17 protein-coding genes and 1 tRNA gene are annotated in these 16,293 nt (G+C 64.4%); 14 read left to right on the top strand and 4 right to left on the bottom strand.

Translation table 11 applies throughout. The features are described 5' to 3' along the window. The first annotated feature begins 115 nt into the window (after window positions 1–115). The 13 genes from ACSVDD_RS02640 (at window position 116) to ACSVDD_RS02580 (ending at window position 12,545) form a co-directional block, all read left to right on the top strand. Window positions 116–1,003, top strand: a complete 888-nt coding sequence (locus tag ACSVDD_RS02640; RefSeq protein ID WP_448187734.1) for a tetratricopeptide repeat protein — start codon at window positions 116–118, stop codon at window positions 1,001–1,003. Window positions 1,004–1,078: 75 nt separating this feature from the next. Beyond that, window positions 1,079–1,759, top strand: coding sequence for a hypothetical protein (locus ACSVDD_RS02635; protein WP_448187733.1), 681 nt, complete (start codon window positions 1,079–1,081; stop codon window positions 1,757–1,759). Between the two features lie 198 nt (window positions 1,760–1,957). After that, window positions 1,958–3,358 carry a type II and III secretion system protein family protein gene (locus tag ACSVDD_RS02630; RefSeq protein WP_448187732.1) on the top strand — a complete coding sequence of 467 codons (1,401 nt, stop codon included), beginning with the start codon at window positions 1,958–1,960 and terminating at the stop codon, window positions 3,356–3,358. Window positions 3,359–3,367: 9 nt separating this feature from the next. Beyond that, window positions 3,368–3,655 carry a hypothetical protein gene (locus tag ACSVDD_RS02625; protein ID WP_448187731.1) on the top strand — a complete coding sequence of 96 codons (288 nt, stop codon included), beginning with the start codon at window positions 3,368–3,370 and terminating at the stop codon, window positions 3,653–3,655. Window positions 3,656–3,724: 69 nt separating this feature from the next. Then, window positions 3,725–4,522, top strand: coding sequence for a cell wall hydrolase (locus ACSVDD_RS02620; RefSeq protein WP_448187730.1), 798 nt, complete (start codon window positions 3,725–3,727; stop codon window positions 4,520–4,522). 286 nt (window positions 4,523–4,808) lie between these two features. Further along, a complete protein-coding gene (locus ACSVDD_RS02615) occupies window positions 4,809–5,966 on the top strand; it encodes a tyrosine-type recombinase/integrase (protein WP_448187729.1) in 1,158 nt (385 codons plus the stop codon). A 455-nt stretch (window positions 5,967–6,421) separates the two neighbouring features. Then, the gene (locus ACSVDD_RS02610; RefSeq protein ID WP_448187728.1) at window positions 6,422–8,821 is read left to right on the top strand and encodes a primase-helicase family protein; all 2,400 of its coding nucleotides are present in this window, start codon (window positions 6,422–6,424) and stop codon (window positions 8,819–8,821) included. A 777-nt stretch (window positions 8,822–9,598) separates the two neighbouring features. Further along, window positions 9,599–9,997, top strand: coding sequence for a hypothetical protein (locus ACSVDD_RS02605; RefSeq protein WP_448187727.1), 399 nt, complete (start codon window positions 9,599–9,601; stop codon window positions 9,995–9,997). 5 nt (window positions 9,998–10,002) lie between these two features. Further along, window positions 10,003–10,239, top strand: a complete 237-nt coding sequence (locus ACSVDD_RS02600; RefSeq protein WP_448187726.1) for a hypothetical protein — start codon at window positions 10,003–10,005, stop codon at window positions 10,237–10,239. Between the two features lie 144 nt (window positions 10,240–10,383). Then, a complete protein-coding gene (locus ACSVDD_RS02595; protein WP_448187725.1) occupies window positions 10,384–11,121 on the top strand; it encodes a hypothetical protein in 738 nt (245 codons plus the stop codon). A gap of 111 nt (window positions 11,122–11,232) precedes the next feature. Next, window positions 11,233–11,427 (top strand): hypothetical protein, encoded by a 195-nt coding sequence (locus ACSVDD_RS02590; protein WP_448187724.1) that lies wholly within the window; start codon window positions 11,233–11,235, stop codon window positions 11,425–11,427. Between the two features lie 224 nt (window positions 11,428–11,651). Next, window positions 11,652–12,263 carry a hypothetical protein gene (locus ACSVDD_RS02585; RefSeq protein WP_448187723.1) on the top strand — a complete coding sequence of 204 codons (612 nt, stop codon included), beginning with the start codon at window positions 11,652–11,654 and terminating at the stop codon, window positions 12,261–12,263. Between the two features lie 69 nt (window positions 12,264–12,332). Next, window positions 12,333–12,545 carry a hypothetical protein gene (locus ACSVDD_RS02580; RefSeq protein ID WP_448187722.1) on the top strand — a complete coding sequence of 71 codons (213 nt, stop codon included), beginning with the start codon at window positions 12,333–12,335 and terminating at the stop codon, window positions 12,543–12,545. 457 nt (window positions 12,546–13,002) lie between these two features. Here the strand turns inward: ACSVDD_RS02580 and ACSVDD_RS02575 are convergent. The 4 genes from ACSVDD_RS02575 to erpA all read right to left on the bottom strand — a co-directional run bounded on the left by ACSVDD_RS02575 (window position 13,003) and on the right by erpA (window position 14,949). Beyond that, window positions 13,003–13,092: transfer RNA gene (locus ACSVDD_RS02575), tRNA-Ser, on the bottom strand. Window positions 13,093–13,150: 58 nt separating this feature from the next. Beyond that, window positions 13,151–13,723, bottom strand: a complete 573-nt coding sequence (locus ACSVDD_RS02570) for a hypothetical protein (protein ID WP_448187721.1) — start codon at window positions 13,721–13,723, stop codon at window positions 13,151–13,153. 87 nt (window positions 13,724–13,810) lie between these two features. Then, window positions 13,811–14,587, bottom strand: coding sequence for an exodeoxyribonuclease III (gene xth / locus ACSVDD_RS02565; protein WP_448187720.1), 777 nt, complete (start codon window positions 14,585–14,587; stop codon window positions 13,811–13,813). A 14-nt stretch (window positions 14,588–14,601) separates the two neighbouring features. Beyond that, the gene (erpA, locus tag ACSVDD_RS02560; RefSeq protein ID WP_448187719.1) at window positions 14,602–14,949 is read right to left on the bottom strand and encodes an iron-sulfur cluster insertion protein ErpA; all 348 of its coding nucleotides are present in this window, start codon (window positions 14,947–14,949) and stop codon (window positions 14,602–14,604) included. Window positions 14,950–15,090: 141 nt separating this feature from the next. Here erpA and ACSVDD_RS02555 point away from each other — a divergent pair, with 141 nt between their 5' ends. Then, window positions 15,091–16,290, top strand: coding sequence for a deoxyguanosinetriphosphate triphosphohydrolase (locus ACSVDD_RS02555; protein ID WP_448188498.1), 1,200 nt, complete (start codon window positions 15,091–15,093; stop codon window positions 16,288–16,290). Window positions 16,291–16,293 lie beyond the last annotated feature (3 nt).

Below are 16,293 nucleotides of genomic sequence, written 5' to 3'. Positions count from 1 at the left end.
CCCTGCTATACCTGATTGATCTGAACACGCGAGGTCGCGAGAGATGACGAGAGCCTGGAAGCATCTTTTGGTTCTGGTTCCTGCAGCATTGATCGCGACCGGTTGCGCAGGCAGTATGGGCAGCGTTGTGCCGGTCGCCTCCCAGGACATGAGCGTTCGGCAGATCGCGCCGGATCAGGTGAACCCGACGCTGGCCCAGGCGGAAAACGAACTGCGCGAGCGGCGGCCCGACGCGGCCCTGGGCAACTTCCAGTCCGTCTTGCGGGTGCAGCCCGACAACCCGCGCGCCCTTACCGGCGTTGCCGAATCCTACATCGCCATGGGCAGCGGTGATCTTGCTCTCCAGGCCTACGCGGCGTGGCCGGAGCAGACGGCCGAGCAGCCGCAAGCGCTTCAGGGGCGCGGGATCGCCTCCCTGCTCACCGGCGACGAGGCCGCCGCCCACGCGCTTCTGACCAAGGCGGTGGAGGCCGACCCGTCGCTGTGGCGGGCGTGGAACGCCCTGGGACTCAGCAACGACCGCAAGCGTAATTGGGCGCAGGCGGACCAGTGCTACCAGCGCGCTGCGCAATCCAATCCCGGCGGCGCGGAGATCCTCAACAACCGCGGCTACTCGCTCCTGCAACGGGGCGACCACGCCGGATCGATTCCGCTCTTCCGCCAAGCGCTGAAGATCGACCCGACGCTGGAGGCGGCGCGCAACAACCTGACCCTGGCGAACGCCTTGCAAGGCCGTTACGAGGGAGCGCTGACGGCCATCCCGTCCGAAGCCATGCCGGTCGCACTCAACAACGTCGGCTATGCGGCCCTGCTGCGCGGCGACTATTCGTCGGCGGAGACCTATCTCTCCCGCGCGGTCCAGACCAGCCCGCGCCACTTCGAGCGGGCGAACGAAAACCTGCGGTGGTTGACCTACCTGCGAACGGCAGGGCCGGATTCCGCCAAGGCGCCGCCGAAAGCCGCCAAGCCGTCGGCCCCCGTGCCACTCGCCCCAACCAGTTGATCCGACTCCGCCGGGAGCAATCCCCGCCGCTGTGCGTTGTGCCCATGGTGCCACGCACAGCGGGAGCGGAGCGACATGCTTCCTTGGTGGAAAAGCCGGGTGCGCCTCGCGCACGCGGCGTTTGCCATTTCAGCGGCTCTGCTGATTTTCCCCGGTTCCCGCGCTTTGGCCGGCACGGCCGTCGTCCGCGACATCTTCATCGAGGAACGCGCCCCCGTCTATCCCGACGCCCGCCGCCGCGCGCTGCAACGCGCCATGCAGGATGCCGTCAAATCGGCGATGGTGCGGCCCGCCAGCGTATCCCCCCAGCGCGCCGAGTCGATGGTCACCTTCATCGAAGTCCTCGATGAGACGATACGGCCCGAATATTACGCGATTCGCGTGTCCATCGCCGTGACGGGGGACGACATCCGCTCGCCCGAGCCCACGGAGGGCGGCCCCCTGCCGGTCGTGCACATCGTCGCCGGTGGCGACCATGGCCTGACGGAGTTGCGGCCGCCCCGGCCTTCCAGGGAGCCGCCGGGGCTGCGCCTGGGGATCAAGGTCCCGCTGGGCAATGCCGGAGCACTCAACGCCTACCGCTCCCTGCTCTCCAGCCTCGACGTGCAGCACGTGGCCATCCACGCGAACCCCGAACTGCTGCTGGACGTCACGGTGAAGGTGCGCCATCGCCCGGCCGTGATCCCTACGCCCGCCCCGGACAGCGGCATCCTCATTGCCGAGGAGCCGCCCGATGACCAAGGGCCGGCACCCTGAGAAAAGTTTTATTCCCTTTCGTTTCGCGCTAGCGAAATGGCGAGGCAATAAGCCTTAGGATGTTGCCCTAAGGTGGATTGCAAGACCCTTCGGTGCTTTGCCACATTTCTATCACGCTCATTTGCACGACCCCTACCGGGCGTGTGTCGGGTGTTGCCTACTCATTAGGCGGCGCGAACGTTGACTGAGGCGGAAACAATGAACGCTCGGCCATTTGTCATATTCTCTTGCGCTCTTCTCCTGCTGGTCCCCAATGGACGGCCTGTCGCCGCCGCGGAACCGAGCGTCCGTGTGGAGGCAGCCAATCCACGTCTTTCCAGTGAAATTCAGCTGCCCGTCCATAAGTCGCGTGTGATTCGCGTCGATCGCCCGGTGAACGACATCCTGGTCGGCAGCCCGGAGGTGGCGGACGTCATGGCGCTGTCGGACCGCTCGGTCTACGTGCTCGGGCGCAAGCTCGGATCGACCAGCCTCGCCCTGTACGGGGAGAACAAGCAGCTGATTTCGGTCATGGATCTTACGGTCACGCCGGACCTGCCGACGTTGCGACAGCGCCTGCACGAGATCATGCCCAACGAGCGGATCGACGTTCGCGCCGCCAACGAGTCGGTGGTGCTGAGCGGGCCGGTGTCCAGCGGCAGCCAGCTGAAGCAGGCGCTGGCCATCGCCGAGAGCTTCGCGCCCGGCAAGGTGACCAACATGATGGTCCTGTCGGGAGGTCAGCAGGTGATGCTGGCGGTCCGCTTCGCCGAGGTGCAGCGGTCGGCGGCGAAGGAACTCGGCATCTCGACGAACATCAAGTATTCCGCCGGCAGCACCGCGCTTTCCCTGGCGACGGGCATCGTTCCGGCCTTGACCCCCTTCGCCGTGGCGAGGGGGGTGGCGGCTGTCGGCAACTGGACCATAGACGCCATGCTCGACGCGCTGGAGCAGAAGGGCGTGATCAAGACCCTGGCCGAGCCGAACCTGATCGCCATGTCGGGCGAAACCGCCAGCTTTTTGGCGGGTGGTGAGTTCCCGATCCCCGTCGGCGTCGACAGCGTCAACGGCGTCAACCGCATCACCATCGAATTCAAGGAATTCGGCGTGAAGCTGGCCTTCACCCCGACCGTGGTCGGCGGTGACGTCATCAATCTGGTGGTCAAGCCCGAGGTCAGCGCCATCGACCGCGTCAACGGGATCACCGTGACCGGTCTGGTGATCCCCGGCCTCACCGTCCGCCGGGCGAACACCACGGTGGACCTCCGGCATGGCGAGAGCTTTGCCATCGCCGGGCTTATTCGAAGCAGCTTCTCGGACTCGGTCGATCAGTTTCCGGGCCTCGGCAATGTGCCCATCCTCGGCGCGCTGTTCCGCAGCGCCAACTTCCAGCGTGAAGAGACCGAACTGGTCATCATCGTGACCCCCTATCTGGCCCGCCCGGCCCGGCCCGGCCAACTGCGGGTGCCGACGGAAACCTTCCGCCCGCCGACCGAATCGCAACTCTTCCTCAACGGGCGGACCGATGGGGCTCCGCTTCCGGGTGAGAACAGCGCGGCCGGCACCTCCATGCCCCCTGGGGCAGGGCTCGCCGGGAACGTCGGCTACGTGATCAAGTGAGGGACGGACATGAGCACAATGCGAGTGACGCTGTTGGGAGCCGTCCTGCTGGCCGCGGCCTGCTCCCCCGAGAGCGCGCCCATCCCGCCGCAGACCTTTGGCGATACCGTGCGCAACAACATGGCGGTGCACATCTTGCCGCTGCCGCTGTCGCCGGATGTGGGTATTCCCACCACGGTTCCGGGTGAGCGCGCCAACGTGGCGATGGAGCGGTACATGACGGGCAAGGTCAAGGAACCGGGGAACGGCTCCAGCCGCCCGTCCGTGACGACCACCAACGGGCCTTCGGGTCAGTAGGCGCTTAAGAGCCGCATCCCCTCCCACGAAGGATGGCGCCGGTTGCGCCGTCCGCCCGCTGGACGGACCATGATCAGCTTTGGATTCCGCGTGATCCGGCGCGCCCGGACGATGGTCGTTGCCGCGAGTTGTGTGCTGGCCCTTATCCTGGTGCGCCCTGCTCTGGCCGAGACCGCGGACTGCACCGGTCCGGGGCCGGACGAAATCACCTGCCTTGCCTGCAACATCTACTATGAGGCCCGCGACCAGAGCGAAGCCGGCCAGTTGGCGGTGGCCATGGTGACGCTCAACCGCCTGCGCTCGCCGAACTACCCGAAGTCCATCTGCGCGGTGGTCTGGGAAACCCGTCGCAGCGCCCGTACGGGCGCCACCGTCGCCCAGTTCTCCTGGACATTGGAGCGCCGAAACCCGCCGACGGAGGCTTCGGCGTGGCGCACGGCGGTCCAACTCGCTCAGCAAGCCGTGCAATCGCTCGATCAGCCGGAGCCGGGGGCGGACCCCAGCCTGGGCGCGATGTTCTTTCACGCCTGGTATGTTTCACCCGATTGGTCGAGCGACGGCTCCATGGACATGGTCACGCGCATCGGCGACCACCTGTTCTACCGGGGCCGCGGCGCTGCGGATGCCGTTGCCCGCGGTGCATGGGAGGGGTTCCGTCCCTCCCGCGCACTCCCCCTGGTGCGCCACAACACACCGATGACCGCGTCCGCACAGGTGGCGGATCTCCCCGGCGATGGTGCCCCCTGGGTCAAGCAAGGAGCAAAACTGATCCGCATCTCTTCCGGCTCGTCCCCAAACACCGCGCGCATCAGCAGCTATGAGAACGGGCGAGTCCGGGTCGTGATGGTCGGTCGCGAGCGTCCGTAAGGCAAAGCTGACCAGCATGACGCCCCGCGCACCGCTTTGGCTCACCCGAGCCGAAAGCGACTGCCATCACCCTGACTTTCAAAACGGGCTGTAAGGTTTTTGAGGCGGTGGCGGATGGGGTGTCCTTAGAACAGTAAACTCTGAGTGTATCTCCCTGTCTCATCAGCGCCAACAAGCTACTGAAATCGCCCGATATTCGCTGAGAGTTCTTGTTATGTTCGGCTCTTGCCGTCTCACTCCATCTCACATACAGTGTGGGGAAGCGTGTGGGGAAAGGGAGGTTGATGTGGGGAAGCTGACGGTGATGCAGGTCAAAAGCCTGAAGGAGGCGGGTCGCTACTCGGACGGTGACGGGCTGATGCTCGATGTCGGCAAGAGCGGATCGCGGAGTTGGATCGTCCGCGTGCAGCACGAGGGAAAGCGGCGGGACATCGGGCTGGGATCGGCGCGTGATGTCGGGCTCGCTCAAGCGCGCACCGCCGCCGCCGCCGTGCGGGAGAAGGTCCGTGCGGGCCTTGATCCCACCGCCAAGCCGGTGGAGGCGCCCACCATCCCCACGTTCAAGGAGGCTGCCCTCCAGGTCATCGAGGAACACAAGCCGTCCTGGAAGAATGCCAAGCACGCCGCGCAATGGACGGCGACGCTCGAACAGTACGTGTTCCCGACGTTGGGTGCCCTCCCGGTCGACCAGATCACCGGCCCACAGGTGCGCGACGTGCTGTCCAGGATCTGGCTCAAGATCCCCGAGACAGCGCGGCGGGTGCGTCAGCGCGTCGGTGCCGTGCTCGACTGGGCGCACGCCAAGGGCTACCGACCGCATGAACTGACGATGCGGTCGATCACCAAGGGGTTGCCGCGCCAGCCCAAGGGGCAGGAGCACTTCTCCGCACTGCCGGGGCAGGAAGTGCCCAGCTTCCTGGTTAAGCTCCAGGAGACGGACAAGGCCGGCACCATGGTCAAGTTGCTGTTCCGGTTCCTGGTGCTGACCGCCGTCCGGTCGGGAGAGGCGCGCGGCGCCCGCTGGTCGGAAATCGACTTCGACGCGAAGCTCTGGACGATCCCGAAGGAGCGCATGAAGGCCGGCAAGACGCACGTGGTGCCGCTGTCCGCTCCCGCGCTGGCGGTGCTGGAGGAGGCCCGCAAGCTGCGCAGCAACGACGATGACGCCGCGCTGGTCTTCCCCGGCGAACGGACGGGCAAGCCGATGTCCGACATGACGTTGACGATGGTGCTGCGCAGGATGGGCGCGGGCTGCACCGCGCACGGCTTCCGTTCGTCCTTCCGGGACTGGGCGGCGGAGGAGACGAACTTCCCGCGCGAGGTGGCAGAGGCTGCGCTCGCCCATGCGGTCAAGGACCGGGTAGAAGCCGCCTATAGAAGGTCGGACCTGCTGGAGAAGCGGCGCAAGCTGATGGATGAGTGGGCCGCCTTCTGCGCCGGCTGATCCAGTGTGAAACGAAACGGGATTGTCCTGGACATCGTTCTAGCCCAGATGGTGTACTCCGTTTTGGAGCTAGACGGTGTCACGAGCACCAAAGGCTTGGGTAAGCGTCGACGTGGTGGGAACGCGTCTTGACGTGGGTGGCGACCCCCCGAGACTGCCTAGCTAAGAACCGCTACAGCGGTTCAGCCGAAAGCAAGAGCGCTGTCGAGAGCCAACCAAACCCGGAACGTTGGCCCGCGCCCCTAGATCCGGTCAATTTAGCCTAGAAGGCTATTGACCATGAAGTTCAATACTATCCCTGATGTCCTGAACCGCGCCAAGATCTCACGCGCGACACTCTACCGCTTGTGGGGCGCGGGTGAAGGCCCGGAGTTCTTTGTTCATCTCGGTCGACGCAAGGTCACAGAGGAAGCTCTCTGTGTTTGGCTGGCGCGCATCTCGGGGGAGGCAGTCCAATGACCAGCCCCCAAAAAGAAGAAAGCCCCCAGGTGGGAACTGAGGGCTTCCAAAACGACGGTGCTGGGGACAGCGAAGACCTTAACACTGCTGGCGTTGTTCTGCAAGCTGATGATGCCCCAAGAACTCCTGAGAAGTGGCTTAGCGCCTTGTTCGGCAACGAAGCCCCCGGCTTCACCACGATCTGTAAGCCCACTCCTGCGTCCACATGGGAAACGGCCTTCTTCGCGGCTTTAAACCACGAAGGTGCCGCGAACAGAGCCCGCACACTGGCCCAGGATGCGAACGTTTACTATGGCCTGGGCCTACAGCCCCAGGATCTGGGATCGAAGCGTCGAGGCAAGGCCGACGACGTTGTCGGCATCGGTGCCCTGTGGATGGACTTCGACATCAAAGGACCGAACCACAAGGAGCCGAACCTCCCTACGTCCAGGCAGGACGTGGAGGCTCTCCTTGAGGCGGTCCCGCTGAAGCCTACGGCCATCATCTCCACGGGCGGTGGCATCCACGCCTATTGGTTCTTGCCGAACCCGTGGGTGTTCAACTCGGACGAGGAGCGCGTCAGGGCGGTCCGGCTCTCCAAGGCATGGCAGAAGGGGTTCATCGACAGGGCCGCCGAGAAGGACTGGAAACTCGACAATACGGCGGATCTGGCCCGCGTGCTCCGGCTGCCCGGCACGCTGAACCACAAGAGCACGCCGCCAGTGCCTGTCAATCTCGACAGGTGGACCGGGGAGCGGTACGCGATTGAGAAGCTGGAGGAGGCGGCGGGCGTGGTCCCCGCCGCTGCCACGGTGGCACCAGCGCCGTCCGGGAAGCGCGGCGGTAGTCGGCTCAGCTTGGACGAGACGCCAACCGCCTCCGCCGACCGCATGGCAGAGGAATGCGCGTGGATCGCCCATTGCCGGGATGATGCCCCCACGCTTCGTGAGCCCGAGTGGTATGCGATGCTCTCCAACGTGGGGCGCTGTTCTGATGGGAAGACGGTGGCCCACCTGTGGAGCCGCCCGCACCCGAAGTACGATGCTGGCGAGACGGAGCGGAAGCTCACTCAAGCGCTTGAGAAGAGCGGGCCGGTGACGTGTGAGTACGTCCGCACGTCGCTGGGGGGCTCCGGTCACTGCGCTGTCTGCCCTCACGCGGGGAAGGTGCGGAGCCCGGTGGTGCTCGGGCTGCCGGGGTCCGATTTCGCCGTCCGGTGGGCCTACGTGCTCGACACGTTGCAGTTCGTCGACATCGAGGACGGCAGGCGGCTAAGCAAGGAGCAGTTCAATGATGCCTTCTCTCACGTGCTGGGCGATGGTGCCCACCGACGCATGCTGGCGAACCCTCTCCTCGCCAAGGTGGGGGCGTGGACGTACCACCCCGGCGTCGGGTTCTTCGTGGAGGAGGACGGAGCCGAGAAGGCGAACCTGTGGCGTGGGGGTGGCGTAAAGCCCACCCCCGGCGATGCGAGCCCGTTCCTTCGTCACGTCGAGTATCTCCTCCCTGATGATGCCGTTCGGAGCCACGTGCTCAATTGGCTGGCGTTCACCGTCCAGCACCCCGCCGAGAAGATCTATCACGCCATCGTGCTCCAGGGGATGCAGGGTGCAGGCAAGTCGTATCTTGCCCGCGTTCTCAAGGCGTTGCACGGGGCCAAGAACGTTCATGAAGTCTCCACGGACGAGATCCATGGTGATTTCACGGGCTGGCTCGAAGCCAAGCAGGTGATCTTGGTCGAAGAACTCATGGCCGCTGGTCGGCTTGAACTCGCCAACAAGCTCAAGCCGATGATCACACAGGAGGAGATCAGGATTAATGAAAAGCACGTTCGTCCTTATCGGATCAAGAACGTTGCCAACTTCTTCTGCACGACGAACCATGAAGATCCGATCATCTTGGAGCGCGGTGACCGACGCTGGTTCTTCTACAAGAGCCCAGCCGAGCCGAAAGAGGTCTCCTACTACCAGAGCTTGGAGGCATGGACCGAGGACAGCCTCGGGGTCATCGCCCACTACCTTGCTGGACGGGATCTGAGCCGGTGGAACCCCAAGGCACCGCCTCCGATGACGGCTGACAAGGAAGAACTTATCCGGGCGGGCCTGCCTCCGCTTCAGGACTTCTTGTTGACCCGGCGGGATGAAGAGGCTTGGCCGTTCAACAAGGAGGTGCTGACACAGGATCAGGTCATGACCATCCTGCCGAACAGCCTCAGTACGGCCGGACCCGAGAGGATCGGAAGGGCGCTCCGAGCCATTGGTGTGAAGCCCATCGGCGAGCGTCGTCTACCAGGGCGGGGAAAGGTTAAGGTCTACGCCCTCCAACGAGCCGAGCTTTGGAAACAGGCGTCCCAGGACGCGCTGTCAGCCGAGTTGGGCAGGACGCGGGCTCCCAGATACGGTACTGGCGACCTGTAGATCGCAGATTGTCCGCCCCCAAGGTTCTTGTGGTGCCTGCCCTCCCAGTGGGGCGGGCACCGCTTTTTTGTGGTGGCTGTCGCGGTGTCGCGGTGTCGCGGTGTCGCGGTACTAAACCTATTCCCCTATCGACGATACAAATGATACCCACTCATAGCTCGTAGGGTAATATAATTAGTTTCGTTTGGCTGCAATGGAAGAGAACCGCGACACCGCGACAGTGGGTGAAAACCCTCGCAATTCCAACGCTTTCCAGCCGTCGCGGTTGGTGTCGCGGTGTCGCGGTTTTGGTTGCGGTGGGGGGCGATATTCCCCGGCAGGCCTCGATCTGAGTCATTCTGTCGCGGTGCAACCGCGACAGAATGCAGGTATGGTTCACCCAGTCCACGCGGACCATATGACGCGCTCCACCCCGGCAACCAGCGCCGAGCGGTGCTCCACCCTGATCCTCTGATCACTGTGACGAGCAAGCCCCCCCCCCACCACGGGGCTCCATCACCCATCGGGTTCTATGACGAGCAAGCGGCGCCCTTCTGGTCGCCGTCGCACCCACGGCGGCCCAGTGATGGGCCGCCGTTTTCTTTCATAATGATCTGTTTGACAGATCGCGTTTTTGGTGGGCGCGTCGAAGATGGGGCTGCCCGCACACATGCAGTGCTGCAAGTAAAAAACAGGCAAACAACAGCTTGGTATCAAAGTGATACCAGTAAAAACCTTTGTGCAGTTCTATTTGACAGCATAAGTTAACCTGTCAAATAGATGGTAGGAGGCATGCAAATGCCGAGAAAGACAAACATCGACTACCTTGAACCCGGTCCGGCGCCGGATGTGTTTCCTTGGCGCTTCCTCAGCACCCGCCAACTGGCAAAGTGGCTGAATGTCTCCCAGAACTCGCTGATGACATGGCGACTGCGAGGGAACGGCCCCCGGTTCGGCAAGGACAGCCGGGGGAGGTGCTGGTATCGCGCCTGCGAGGTGGCGGCCTGGATGCGTCGAGGCGAGCAATCTCCCGAGGAGATCTGCCGCGAGTTTGTGGCAGCACGGTTCCCCAAGGTGACAGTTCCTGACGGGTTGCCGCTGGCCGACACCATTCCGTGGCTGGAGCTTCAAGACAAGACCCGCGTCTTCTCGCCGAAAGACCCCGGCCGCTTCCCCCGCCTCAAATACGAAAGCTGAAAAGCATGATGCTCCACGTACCTAAATCAATCCAACAGGCCGAGGGTTGGTTCGCCAAGTACAAGAGCGAGGACGGCACGCTGAAGCTGCGCCGTGTACGCTGCTGGGCCACCGTCTCCGGGTTCGGTGTCGTCGGCATTTCCGACGACTACTGCGAAACATCTCCGGTCTTCTGCGGCTACGTCCATAAGGACGACCTGCAACATCTGACCACCCCCTACGCCATCGCCGTCGAGGACTGACCAATGACCATCACTCGTGATTATCGCTTGGGCGAAATCAGCGCCCGTTCGACCGCAGCCTTTCCGGGGCCGTGGGCGATTGCCGCGAACCCGAGCTTGCTTTTCTGCCCGACTGCTCCGCGCTTGCCGGACCGGAGCAGCGCCATGGATTGCCGGTTCGCGGATCGAACCGTCGCCAGCATGTGCCGGCGGTCCGATCTGGAGTTCATCGCCGAGGGGCGGAACTTCATCGTCGAAGCCCTGGCCGCCCTGGCGGCTGGGCGGCCGGTGGCGAGCACGACATACTATCGTGTGCAGACGCTGCTGGCCGGGGCGACCGCCGGGGCGTGGGTGGTGTCGTGGCAGACGCCGAACCATGAGCGGGCGCAGATCCGGGCAAAGGTCAGGGTGCAGACCGGCGACGATGCTTTCGAGAACAAGTTCACTCTGATCGGCGAGTTCTTTAGGCGCGATGGCGAGACCATCGCGCCTGAGGTTGAGCTGATCGCCGCCCTGCCGGTGGATGTGGCGTTCCTGCTGGGCCTGCTGGAGCCGCTTCAGACGGTCGAGGTGGACGGCTTCGTCGTCGATTGGGAGGACGCCGACGACGCTCGCCGGCATGGGCCGTGGGAGCCCTGCCCGGTGAATGCCCGTCGCGGCTGGAACGAGAGGACCGGTGCGCGGCTGGATCGGCTGTTGCTGCCGAGCGATCCCACGCGGACTTGGATTGAGTACATCGACAGGGACACGCGGAACTGCCGGCGGAGCAACCTTCGGGTTCGGCACGATCTGGAGGCGCTGACGCTTCGGGTCACGCCGCAGGCCAAGCGCGATATCGAGGTCGCAGTGAAGGACGGCGACTATAGTTCTCTGGAAGAACTGGTTCTTGAGAAGTGTCTGTAAAAAGAAAGGCCCCGAGCGTGCGAAGCACTCGGGGCCTTGGTCTCTTCACCCACCAAGAGGAAGAAGGAACGAACCTCTTGATGGAGGAATAATACTCAATGGCAGAAGAACATGGCAACCGTCACGCTTGAACTCAACGACAAGTTTTTTACTCAACTCGACGCGACGGCCAAGGCGCGGGGCGTCTCCGTTCAAAGCCTGATCCTGGCCGCGCTGGTTGACCAGCCGGTGACGGCTACGCTGACCGCGGCGCCTGCGCCTGGGGCGGGGCCGGCGCGGCTCGACGCCTTCCGGGCGCGGCGATGATGACGCGCATGGGTGGGGCGCAACCGTCAGCGGGGCTGATGATGGCCGCCGCCCTGGGGCCTTTGCCACTTTGGGGCGCGGCTTTCGCTGCGGGGAACCTCCCTCTCGCCCGCACCCTTATTCGCCCCAGGCTTCCTGCCACGGCCAGAGTGGTCCGCAGCTCGGGTGGCGGCATAGGCCACAGCCTTGACGGAGCATGCTGGCTTCCCGACCACGCGGAGGTGATGGAAGTCGATACCCGCCTAATCGGCCTGCTGTCGCGGTCCATCCCCGGCGTGGAGTTCGTGTCCGACGCTGGTGACGCATCAGGGCCGTTCGAGCGGTTCACGTGGGCCTACCGCGCCACCCCGCGCCCCGAGCCCTGGTTGAAGCCGCCCTACGACCTGCGAGGCCGCTACGGGGCCGGGCCGGTGGTGGGGCTCTCGTGGCACTCTGAAGGGACCCACGGGGCTCTCCGCTCCGTCCCGGTAGAGCAAATGGGGGAGGCCCTGGCGGGGTTGCCGGTGACGCTGGTGTCCTTGCAATATGGCGCGCGCGACGTACCGCCGTCTGTGGTGACGGACCCAATGATTGATCCGCTTCGTGATCTGGACGGCTTCGCCGCGCAGGTCGCGGCCTGCGATGCCGTGGTGTCCATCGACAACAGCACGACATACTTTGCCGGCGCACTGGGCGTGCCGACCTGCGTTTTGACGTACGACTTGTTTGATCCGAACTGGTCAGCGTACCGACGCATCACGCACCCAACGACCCAACGACCCCGGCAGGTACATACCGGTGACTGGTCAGCCCCGCTGGCGGTTGCGCGGGAGTTCGTGGCCCGGTTGGTCACATAGACATGCCCACCACCTTGTGGTGTTCATGCTTCTAGTTATAAACTTTTCAGACCGATAGAGGAGGACACCATGTACCGAATTGCGCTTCTAGCCACTGTCATAACGCTCAGCGGATGTGCGACCACGGTCTACAACAAGCCCGGCGCCACACAGGCCCAGCTCGATCAAGATATCGCAGCCTGCCAATACAAGCTTCAGACGGTCGGTGACGGGGTTCCGTGGCCGCACCTCCTCCAGGGCTGCATGCTTTATGAGAAGGGATGGACGCTGGCAAAGAAGTAAGTGGAGACAGGGAAGCTAAGATGGATCAATTTAGTGAAATGGTCTATATCGCTAAAAATAATTGTGAGAAAATCGACCCAATCAATCGTGTCAATACTGAATTTCGTTAAAAAAACCTACCCACCATTCGCCGCTTGACTTGCTGTTGATCTTGTGGTCCGCTGCTTGGCTGAGACGGCGACCTAGAGCCGCGAGCTAGGGACCACGCAGAGGGCAACGACGTACCGATGGTGGTGGGCAGGGACGGCGACGAACTCGCTCAGGGCCTGCCAAGGGCGCGGCGACATAGGCCGCGTCCGATCATCGACGTGCGTGACGAGGCGGAGGGCATCGACAACGGTGTCCTCCCCATCACCCTCGGAAGCACAGCGAACCCCACTGTGTGGGGAAAGATGTGGGGATGAGCTTGGGCTCTGCTGGGAAACCCCAGTAATTTCAACGGTTTGAGCCATGGCAGTGGCGGATGGGGTGGGATTCGAACCCACGGTGGAGTTGCCCCCACGCCAGTTTTCAAGACTGGAGCCTTAAACCACTCGGCCACCCATCCGGCTCAGGCAAATGGCATATGGGATGGACGCCCGCCGGTCAACCCTCTGGTGCGCGCTTCAGGTGCGGATCGGCCGACCCAGCGTGCGCAGGCGTCGCACTGGCTTGGGGGCCGCGGGCGAGTCGGAGAAGTCGGGCAGTTGGGGGGCGCGGAGGATGATCTTGCGGATCATTCCGGTCGTCTCGTCCAGGTCGGCCAGAACCGAGTCCGGCACTTGGCCCGCGAAGCGCGGCTGCGCCAGCTTGGTACGGGTGTCCTCGACGCTGCGCAACTCCGGCTCGAACAGTTCGCGCGCACCCATGGGCAGCACTTGGTCATCGCGCATCGTGGCGAAGTAGCTGTGCGTCGCCTTGACCAGCATCAGCGTGAGCAGCAAATCCAACTGCTCGAACTGGGCACGCAAATCATCCAACTTCTCGCCGGCGAAGGCCCGCAGGCGGTCCTCGGTTAACGCCACCAGCGCACGGACCTCCTCGACCTTGCGGCGGAAATCGAGGAACGTGGCGAAGCGGTCGTCGTCCATGTCGCGCTGCGCCTGGTCGGCCAGAACAACCGCCTCACGCGTCTGACGCTCCAGCGCGATCAGAAGACCTTCGACCTCCTGCCGGATGTTGTTGCGCCTCCAAACCATACCCGGAGTCCCCGTTTCCGGCATTCCGAAGGGAAGCCGCTCAATCCCATTTGTAGGAGGTAAGCGATTAAAAAACGTTTATTAAAATCATTCCCAACTACGCAGTTCCAGCACCACCGGCGTGTGATCGGAGGCCTTCTCCGCGCCGCGCGGGCGGCGGTCGATGGTGCAGTCCACCAGCCGGTCGGCGGCCAGCGGCGACAGCAGGAAATGGTCGATGCGCAGGCCCAGGTCGCGCGGCCAGGATCCTGCCTGATAATCCCAGAACGTGTAAGCCTTGGCGTCGTCGTGCAGCGCCCGGTAAGCGTCGGTGAGGCCGAGGTTGACCAGTTCGCGGAACTTGCGCCGCGACTCCGGGCGGAACAGCGCATCCGATTGCCAGCCCACGGGGTCGTAAACGTCGCGCGGCTCGGGGATGATGTTGTAGTCGCCGCCCAGCACGAAGGGCGCCTCGGCGGCCAGCAGCGTGCGGGCGTGCGCGATCAGCCGGTCCATCCAGCGCAGCTTGTAGTCGTACTTCTCGGTTCCCACGGGGTTGCCGTTCGGCAGGTAGAGCGAGGCGATGCGCACGCCGGCCACCGTGGCCTCGACATAGCGGGCCTGCTCGTCCTCCGGCCCGCCGGGCAGGCGGGTCAGCAGATCCTCGGCCGGCTGCTTGGACAGCAGCGCCACGCCGTTGTAGGCCTTCTGCCCGACCGCCGCGACGTTGTAGCCGAGATCCTCGAAGACGGCGCGCGGGAAGGCGTCCGTCTCGCACTTGATCTCCTGCAACAGCGCCACGTCGGGCGAGACGGCGCGCAGCCAGTCGGTGACGACGGGCAGACGCGCCTTCGCCGAATTGACGTTCCAGGTGGCGATCTTCACGCGCTTGCCGCCGCTCAGACCGCGAACGAGGTGCCGCAGCCGCAGGACGACGTGGCGTTGGGGTTCTTGACCTGGAAGGAGGCGCCCATCAGATCCTCGACATAGTCCAGCACGGCGCCGTCCAGCAGATCGAGCGAGCAGTCGTCGGTGACCACCTTGGTGCCGTTGTGCTCGAACACGTGGTCGTCGGCGTTCACCGCGTCGTCGAAGTTGAACCCGTACTGGAAGCCGGAGCAGCCGCCGCCGGAGACGGTGAGGCGCAGCATGGTGCCGGCCTTGCCTTCCATCTGCACGAGAGTGGCGATGCGCTCGGCCGCGCTGTCGGAGATGCGGAGCATGCGGTCGGTCGTCACGTCGGACATGGAGGTACCCTCAAAAACGGAAAGCCGAAACCCGTAGCCGAAATGTAGGTGGACCTGGGCCGTTCGTCAAAGGTGGCGCCAGAAAGCATAGCGCCGCCTTCCCGGTTGCGCCGCACCGTGCCCAAGGCTAGTGTCCGCGCCATGACGGCGGACATGTACCAGGCACAGCTGGCCCCCTACGCCTGCCACCCGGCATCGAGCCGCGGACGGCTGGTGGCGGAGGCGGAAAGCCCGACGCGCTCGTGCTATCAGCGCGACCGCGACCGCATCGTGCATTCCGGCGCGTTCCGCAAGCTGAAGTACAAGACCCAGGTCTTCATCTACCATGAGGGCGACTATTACCGCACCCGGCTGACGCACAGCCTGGAGGTCGCGCAGATCGCCCGCTCGATCAGCCGCACGTTGGGCCTCAACGAGGATCTGGCGGAGGCGATGGCGCTGGCGCACGACCTCGGCCACACGCCGTTCGGGCACGCGGGGGAGATCGCGCTGAACGTCTGCATGGAGCCCTACGGCGGCTTCAGCCACAACGATCAGGCGCTGCGCATTCTGACCCGGCTGGAGCACCGCTACGCCGACTTCGACGGGCTGAACCTGACCTGGGAAACGCTGGAGGGCGTGGTCAAGCACAACGGCCCGCTGCTGCCGCTGCCGCCGGGCAAGGATCTGCCCACCACCATCCGCGCGTTTCAGGACCAGTGGGACCTGGAGTTGCACACCAACCCCGGCGCCGAGGCCCAGGTGGCGGCGCTGGCCGACGACATCGCCTACAACAACCACGACATCGACGACGGCCTGCGCGCCGGCCTGTTCGAACTGGACGAGGTGGCGGAATTGCCGCTGTTCGGCCCCATCGTCCGTCAGGTCTGCGACGCCTACCCCAGGCTGGAGCGCGGCCGGCTGATCCACGAGACGGTGCGCCGCCTGATCGACCGCATGGTCATGGACCTGCTGACCGAGACGCGCGTGCGGCTGGCCGACATGAAGCCCGGCTCGGCCGCCGAGGTGCGCGCGGCCTCCCGGCCGGTCGTGTCGTTCTCAGACGCCATGGACGAGGAACAGCGTCCGTTGCGCGCCTTCCTGCGCGAGCGCATGTACCGTCACTACCGGGTCAACCGGGAGATGAGCAAGTGCAAGCGCGTGGTGCGCGCGCTGTTCGACCTGTTCATGGACGAACCCGATTGCCTGCCCACCCAGTGGCGGGCCGACCTCAATGTCACCGGCGGCACGGCGGACACGATCGTCCGCGCCCGTCTGGTGGCCGACTACATCGCCGGTATGACCGACCGCTTTGCGCTGGCCGAGTACAGCCGGCTCTTCGACATGGATGCGAAGACCTGAGAG

Source organism: Azospirillum terrae (genome assembly GCF_053470425.1).
Note: the sequence above shows the minus strand (reverse complement) of the source record. Positions and strands in the feature narration are given on the sequence as shown.